This window comes from Alcanivorax hongdengensis A-11-3, from assembly GCF_000300995.1.
Classification (GTDB): Bacteria; Pseudomonadota; Gammaproteobacteria; order Pseudomonadales; family Alcanivoracaceae; genus Alcanivorax; species Alcanivorax hongdengensis.
Genome location: NZ_AMRJ01000053.1, coordinates 1 through 6933 on the forward strand (window position 1 = coordinate 1; position 6933 = coordinate 6933).

Here is a 6933-nt window from a genome sequence, read left to right on the forward strand (position 1 = left end):
TTATGAGGCTGCCAACTGTGGGACAGCAGTGCGCCTCGTGCGGGGTTTTTTATGGTTTGTGATTTCAAAGAGCCAATCGGGGACCGCCTGAGGGCGGCAAAACAAGGACGGCAGAGTGGGTCGCAACAGGCATGCCGTTGGCGATGGGCATCGTTTGCCTGCTGCCGCTCCCAGCCTTTTTGCCGACACAAAAAAAGGGAGCCAGATGGCTCCCTTTTTTGCTGGAAGGTGAGGGTATCAGCCTTCCTTGAGGGCGGTGGTGATATCCAGTACCGCGCCTTTGCCGTCGCCAAACAGCATCAGCGTGTTGTCCTTGGCGAACAGCGGGTTGGGCAGGCCGGCAAAACCGGCGCTCAGGGAGCGTTTTACCACAACCACGGTCTTGGCCTTGTCCACGTTGAGGATCGGCATGCCGTAGATCGGGCTGCCTTTGTCCTCACGGGCCATGGGGTTGGTCACGTCGTTGGCGCCCAGCACGATGGCCACGTCGGTCTGCTCGAAGGTCGGATTGATGGCATCCATGTCCTTGAGCTGATCGTAGGGCACTTCGGCTTCCGCCAGCAGTACGTTCATGTGACCGGGCATACGGCCGGCAACCGGGTGAATCGCGTATTCCACTTCGATACCCGCGGCTTCCAGAGTGTCAGCCAGATCCCGCACGGCGTGCTGTGCCTGGGCCATGGCCAGACCGAAACCGGGAACGATCACCACGCGTTGTGCTGTTTCCAGCAGCATGGCCACTTCGTCGGCGGAGGTGGACTTCACCTTGCCGGCGTAGACTTCGTCTTCGTCCATGGCTTCGCCAGCTTCCGCCATCACACCGAACAGTACGTTGGTGAGGGAGCGGTTCATGGCTTTACACATGATGCTGGTCAGGATCAGACCAGAGGCGCCCACCAGGGAACCGGTAATGATCAGGGCGCTGTTGCCCATCACGAAACCGGCGGCGGAGGCGGCCACACCGGAGTAGGAGTTCAACAGGGCGATAACCACTGGCATGTCCGCACCGCCAATCGGCAGCACCAGGAACAGGCCGAGGATACAGGCCGCGATGGCCAGCGCCCAGAACACGGACTCAACGCCCGGATGCACTACCAGGTAGCCGATGGCCACCAGAGAACCAATGAACAGAATGGCGTTGACCAGCTTCATGCCCGGGAAGCCCATGGGCTTGCCGTCGATCAGTTCTTGCAGTTTGGCAAATGCCACCAGGGAACCGGTCAGGGTCACCGCACCGATCAGTACCGCCGCACCGGTGGCAATGATGGATACCACGTCACCGGCACCGCCACGGAAGAACTCGGCGGAAGCCACGGCAAAGGAGGCGCCGCCACCGAAGCCGTTCAGCAGTGCGATCATCTGCGGCATGGAGGTCATCTGTACCTTCTTCGCCATGACAGCACCGATGGTGCCGCCGACAACGAGACCGGCAATGATGACTTCGTAGCTGACAATGTGCTTGTTCAGCAGGGTGATAACGGCAGCCACACCCATACCGATGGCTGCCAGCATGTTACCGCGTACCGCCGTCTTGGGCTTGGTCATGCCCTTGATGCCCACTACGAAAAGGCAGGCAGCAATCAGATAGGCGATATCAATCCAGCTCTGTGCAATATGCATACCTTACTTCCTCTTGAACATCGCCAGCATTCGATTGGTGACCATGAAGCCGCCAATCACGTTGATGGTCGCCAGTACCACGGCAATGAAGCCCAGCACATTGATCAGGGTGCCGGCATCGGAGCCCGCGGCGATCAGTGCACCTACCAGGGTAATCCCGGAAATGGCGTTGGAACCGGACATCAGCGGCGTATGCAGGGTCGGCGGAACCTTGGTGATCAGTTCCACGCCGAGGAAGATCGCCAGCACAAACAGGGCAAGTTCGGCTACGAAATCCATTATTTTTCCTCCTTGCTGTCCGCATCAGCCGCTTGTTCGGCTGCTTCCGGCTCGGGCTTGGCCAGAGCGGGCAGACCGAGCAGCTCGCGCAGACGGGCCTGGGGCACGTCGCCATCGTGACTGATCACGGTATCGGCAACGATCTGGTCTTCGAAGTCCAGCTGCAGGTCGCCATTGTCGTCGAGCAGCAGGTTAAGCAGGTTTTCCATGTTCTTGCCGAACATCTGGCTGGCATGGAAAGCCACGGTGGACGGCACATTCACCGGACCGATGATGGTAACGCCGTGCTTGACCACGGTTTTGCCTTCTTCGGTGAGTTCGCAGTTACCGCCACGCTCGGCGGCCAGGTCCACGACGATGGAGCCGGGCTTCATGGCCTTGACCATGTCTTCGGTCACCAGAATGGGGCTTTTGGCACCGGGAACGGCGGCGGTGGTGATAACCACGTCCATTTCCTTGATTACCTCGGTCATCAGCTCGCGCTGACGCTTGAGGAAGTCTTCACCCTGGGCCTTGGCGTAACCGCCGGAGCCTTCCGCTTCCCCGGTATCCAGGTCCAGCTCCACCGGCTTGGCGCCTACGGAGAGGATCTGTTCGCGGGCGGCCGGGCGCACGTCATAGGCTTCCACCACGGCACCCAGACGCTTGGCGGTGGCACAGGCCTGCAGGCCCGCCACGCCGGCACCCATGACAAACACGCGGGACGCATTCAGGGTGCCCGCTGCGGTCATGTTCATGGGGAACATGCGCTGGGATTCGTTGGCAGCCAGCAGCACGCATTTGTAGCCGGCGATCATGGCCATGGAAGAGAGAACGTCCATGGCCTGGGCGCGGGTGATCCGCGGCACCAGCTCCAGGGCCAGGCCGGAGACTTTCTTGCCGGCCAGGGTCTGGGCGAATTGCGGGTTGGCCAGCGGATCGGTCATGCCGATCAGTACCTGGCCTTCCTTCATTTTTTCCAGATCCTCTTCACCGTTGTTGGTGTTGCTGCCCGGTGTTTGAACCTGCAGAACAACCTGAGCGGTGGAGAAGACCGTGTCGCGATCGACCAGTTTGGCACCGGCGCTTTCAAAAGCGCTGTCGGTATAACCGGCAATATCGCCGGCGCCGCGCTCGACGATAATTTCGACACCTTGTTTTTTCAGCAGTGCGCTGACGTTGGCAGGCGTTAAAGCAACCCGCTGTTCGCCAGGGCAAATTTCTTTGGGAACACCGATAATCACCTGCGTTACCCCCGTGTGGTTCGCAAATAACCGGCTCCCAGGACAGTGAGATTTTGGCAACCCGACTTCCTGAAAGCCTCGAAAAACGGCCGGTTCAGGAGAACCGGCCGATGAGCAGGGTGCTAACCTTATTGTGGACGTGCCAGCTTGGCAAATAAGAAAAGGTTATCGCACCGATAAGCGGCCAATTTGTGACCATTTTGGTCAGCGATCAAGGCCTTTTTTGCCTAATTTTTGTTCAATTGCGGCCCGGTCCTCATCTTCGCGCATGTGAATGAAGGGCTCGAGGATGGTGTTACCGCGCACTTCAGACTCGATCACATGCAGGAAGGTGTAGGCGCCCAGCAGTTTGCGAGCCAGGAAAATGAACTCCTTGGGCGGCACGTCAAAGTGGATCGATACCGCATTGCGGCTGGCGCGATTCATGATCCGGTTGGGCAAGTTGCTCTTGCCCCAGCAATATTCGCCCTTGTCATTGAGAACACTGGCCGGCGGCGGGTATTTATCCGGGTCCTGCAGCACTTCCACGGCCTCGAAGCAGAGCTGGGCAAAATCGTCCAGCAACCGCTTGGGAGCGCTGGTGCCGAGAAATTCCAGTGCGGACATGGCCCGGAACAGGCGCTCACTGTCGTGATAGAACGAGGCACGAATCATTTCACGGCCGGGGCCCAGCACCTCGTCATCGAAGTCGCGAATGGCGCCAAAATCCAGCAGAACGATCTGGTCGTGCTCGGTATCTTCACCAATACGCAACAGATAGTTACCAAAATTCGGGTCGGTCTGCATTTTGTTCCACTCGAACACCTCCCGGCAGCACAACTCCATAATGGCCCGGCCAATGAAGTTACGGCGCTCCTGGGATAACTCCAGCACAGCCGGATCACTGACATTGATGCCGTGTTCGAAGCTCATGCACATGATGTTGTGGGTGGAATAGTCACTGATGATTTCCGGCACCACGAAACGGCGGTCTTCGGCCAGGATGCTACGAAAATGGCGGGTGGTATGTGCCTCAAGGTCGTAATCCACTTCCCGGCGCAGCATTTCGCGCACTTCGTCGAGCCACTCGTTGAATTGCTCGGTGATCGGCACCAGACGGCTCAGTTTCAGCAGCCGTACCAGGGCGCGCATGTCCGAATCAATAGCATCGGCAACGCCGGGGTACTGAATCTTCAGACACAACTCGCGGCCATCGGATTTGCGCACCGCCTTGTGTACCTGGGCCAGGGATGCCGCGCCCAGCGGCGTTTCTTCAATCTCCAGTTGCGCCAGTTTGGCGTCGCCCAGCTCCTTGCGCAGGTGACGCTCGATGGCCGGCCATTCCAGTGCGGAGGTCTGGTTTTCCAGGGTGTGCAGGGCGGTGGTCACTTCCTCGGGCAGAAAATGCTCGCCGAACAGGGCCATCATCTGGCCGATCTTGACCACTGAGCCTTTCAGCTGGCCCAGTTCTTCCACCAGCTCCTGGGCCCGGGCGGAAAGAATTTCCTTGCGGCGTTCCTCGCGCTGCGCCTTCGGGGTGAATAGCGAACCGGCGCTGGCGGTGGCATATTTGGCCCCGGCCATGAAGCCGGCCCTGGCCATGGAAAAACGCCGTTCAATGGAACCGGTTTTCACCCGTTTTACGGTTTTACGTGTCATAGTCGCGCAGAAACTCCATTTGCCGAAAGGAAAACCGCTGGCATTCTAGCCGTTATTGCTGGATGGGTCATTGACGAGAAGGGGAACAGGAATGGCAAGAACCTGGGTATTGTTACGGGGGCTGGTTCGCGAAAAGCGCCATTGGGAGGACTTTCCACAACGCTTGCAGGCCGCCTTGCCCCAGGATCGCGTGCTGTTGCTGGATCTGCCCGGCAACGGCGATCTCTATCAGCAGCCCAGCCCGACGCGAGTGGGCGCCATGCTGGTCAGTGCCCGCGAGCAGCTCAAGGCCAGGGGGGAGAGTGCCCCCTATCACCTGGTGGCACTGTCGCTGGGCGGCATGATGGCCGTGCAGTGGCTCAGCCAGGCTCCGGAGGAGGTGGCGTTTGCGGCCCTGATCAATACCAGTGTCAGCCGTTTCAGCCCCTTCTGGCAGCGGCTGCGACCCGCCAATTACCCGCGCATCCTGCGCGATGCGGTGTTCAGCCGAGACCCGCGGCGCAAGGAGCTGGCCATTTTGCAGATCACCTCGAACCTGCATGACGAGGCTTTTCTGGAGCAGCTGGCCGACAAATGGGCCGGTTATGCCCGCGAGAAGCCGGTTTCCCTGGCCAACAGCCTGCGCCAGCTGCTTGCCGCGGCCCGTTACCGGGCCCCCAGTGCGTTGCCGGCGCAAGTGCCGGTGATGGTGATCAATGGTGGCGGCGACAGGCTGGTCAGCCCGCGCTGTTCAAGCACGCTGGCTAACGCCTGGCAGTTGCCGCTGCATGTTCATCCCCAGGCCGGGCATGATCTGCCGCTGGACGCGCCGCAGTGGTTGATCAACACCCTGATCGAAGGGGTAACAGATTTCGCCGTTTAGTCGATTGACCGTTACCTCTCTCAGCCATTAGCGTTAGGCATAGAACTCATGGGTTCTATGCCAACAACAATGTCTAAATGAGGTAGTCATGGCCACGCCACAAGAACTGTCGCGGTACGCAAAAGGGCCCCAGTCTCCCCGTGAGCGAATCTGGTGGGACCGCTATTCCCACGCCAATCTGGAAAAATGGCGACAGGTTCAGGACCCGCTGGCCGACCGTTGTGCCGAGCAGATTGCCTTTACACGCCCGTCCGGCCTGCTGGAGGAGGTGGAGCGCCGTGCGGCGCAGGAAGGTGGCGATTTTCAGGCCTTTCTGGATCACTGCTATAGCGTGCCCAGCTGGGTGGATTTCCAGGAAATGGAGCTGGGCCGCCGCATGTACCGACGCAATGGCGCCCTGCAGGGGTTGGTGCTGATGTGCTCCAGCCTGGTGGAGGGCTATGCCCACAACAAGCCGTCCCAGGTGCTGGTGGCCACCGGACGCCTGCAGAAGGATGTCTCGCGGCGAATCTACGAAACCGGGCAGATGCTGCACAATATTGTTGGCCCGGACGGTATTCGCCCGGGCAGCCTGGGCCATCGTACGCTGATGGAAGTGCGACTGCTGCATGCCGCCGTTCGCCAGTTTCTCAAAAACAATCCGCGCTGGGATTCGGCCCGTTATGATCTGCCCATTAACCAGGAAGACATGGCCGGCACGGTTCTGGAGTTCGACTTCATGGTGGTGCGGGGGCTGCGACGACTGGGCGTGGCGATCAGCCGCCGTGAGCACGATTCCATGCATTATTTCTGGCGCTATGCCGGTTATGTGCTGGGCGTGAATGAGGCGCTGCTGACCAGCACTCTCGAGGAGCAGGAGGTGCTGGCCATGCAGCTGACGTCTCATCTATACGCGCCCACCGAGGACAGTGAGTCCCTGGCCAAGGCGCTACTGCGGGATATGGCCAACAAGCCACCGTTTCATCTGTCCTATGACGTGTTACTGGCATTCAGCCGTTATCTGATCGGTGATCAGGTGGCGGATGACCTCAATATCCACAGCAGTGTCTCTTCTGCCACCGCGGTGCGCATGGTGAAAGGCGCCATCCGCACGGCCAGCGTGGGCATGCGGATGCTGCCGGACCCGGCCAAACGGGTGCTGGAAGACGTCAATCACCGCTTGGGGAGACGGACTCTCAAGGTCGGGTTGGGAGATAACCCGGCGCGCTGGGGATTCAAGGCCCTGGCCTGAGTGGGCTGCTGTAAATAAAAAAGGTTCATCGCGGAATTGCGGGAAACGGATTTTCCTCAGCCCAGGTTTCGCCTGTAGGC

The 6933-nt window shown here is 59.7% G+C and carries 6 protein-coding genes; 2 read left to right on the forward strand and 4 right to left on the reverse strand.

Going from position 1 to position 6933, the window contains the following annotated elements:
- Nucleotides 1-237: 237 nt before the first annotated feature.
- From A11A3_RS16800 to A11A3_RS16815, 4 genes are all read right to left on the reverse strand, one after another.
- A complete protein-coding gene (locus A11A3_RS16800) occupies nt 238-1620 on the reverse strand; it encodes an NAD(P)(+) transhydrogenase (Re/Si-specific) subunit beta (RefSeq protein ID WP_008930535.1) in 1383 nt (460 codons plus the stop codon).
- Nucleotides 1621-1623: 3 nt separating this feature from the next.
- The gene (locus tag A11A3_RS16805) at nt 1624-1899 is read right to left on the reverse strand and encodes an NAD(P) transhydrogenase subunit alpha part 2 (RefSeq protein WP_008930536.1); all 276 of its coding nucleotides are present in this window, start codon (nt 1897-1899) and stop codon (nt 1624-1626) included.
- Nucleotides 1899-3122 carry a Re/Si-specific NAD(P)(+) transhydrogenase subunit alpha gene (locus A11A3_RS16810; protein ID WP_008930537.1) on the reverse strand — a complete coding sequence of 408 codons (1224 nt, stop codon included), beginning with the start codon at nt 3120-3122 and terminating at the stop codon, nt 1899-1901. The genes A11A3_RS16805 and A11A3_RS16810 overlap by 1 nt, the downstream gene beginning before the upstream one ends.
- Before the next feature lie 204 nt (nt 3123-3326).
- Entirely contained in the window at nt 3327-4760 is a 1434-nt protein-coding gene (locus A11A3_RS16815; RefSeq protein WP_008930538.1) for an ABC1 kinase family protein, read from the reverse strand.
- 91 nt (nt 4761-4851) lie between these two features.
- Between A11A3_RS16815 and A11A3_RS16820 the strand changes: the two genes are divergently transcribed.
- Together A11A3_RS16820 and A11A3_RS16825 are read left to right on the forward strand one after the other, a co-directional pair.
- Complete coding sequence (locus A11A3_RS16820) at nt 4852-5622, forward strand: alpha/beta fold hydrolase (RefSeq protein ID WP_008930539.1); 771 nt, start codon at nt 4852-4854, stop codon at nt 5620-5622.
- A gap of 88 nt (nt 5623-5710) precedes the next feature.
- Nucleotides 5711-6853, forward strand: a complete 1143-nt coding sequence (locus A11A3_RS16825; protein WP_008930540.1) for an oxygenase MpaB family protein — start codon at nt 5711-5713, stop codon at nt 6851-6853.
- Nucleotides 6854-6933: the final 80 nt, after the last annotated feature.

What these genes read in the sequence shown, in the direction of transcription:
- A11A3_RS16800 (WP_008930535.1), bottom strand. Translation starts at nt 1,620, where the DNA reads ATGCATATTGCACAGAGCTGGATTGATATCGCCTATCTGATTGCTGCC.
- A11A3_RS16805 (WP_008930536.1), bottom strand. Translation starts at nt 1,899, where the DNA reads ATGGATTTCGTAGCCGAACTTGCCCTGTTTGTGCTGGCGATCTTCCTC.
- A11A3_RS16815 (WP_008930538.1), bottom strand. Translation starts at nt 4,760, where the DNA reads ATGACACGTAAAACCGTAAAACGGGTGAAAACCGGTTCCATTGAACGG.
- A11A3_RS16820 (WP_008930539.1), top strand. Translation starts at nt 4,852, where the DNA reads ATGGCAAGAACCTGGGTATTGTTACGGGGGCTGGTTCGCGAAAAGCGC.
- A11A3_RS16825 (WP_008930540.1), top strand. Translation starts at nt 5,711, where the DNA reads ATGGCCACGCCACAAGAACTGTCGCGGTACGCAAAAGGGCCCCAGTCT.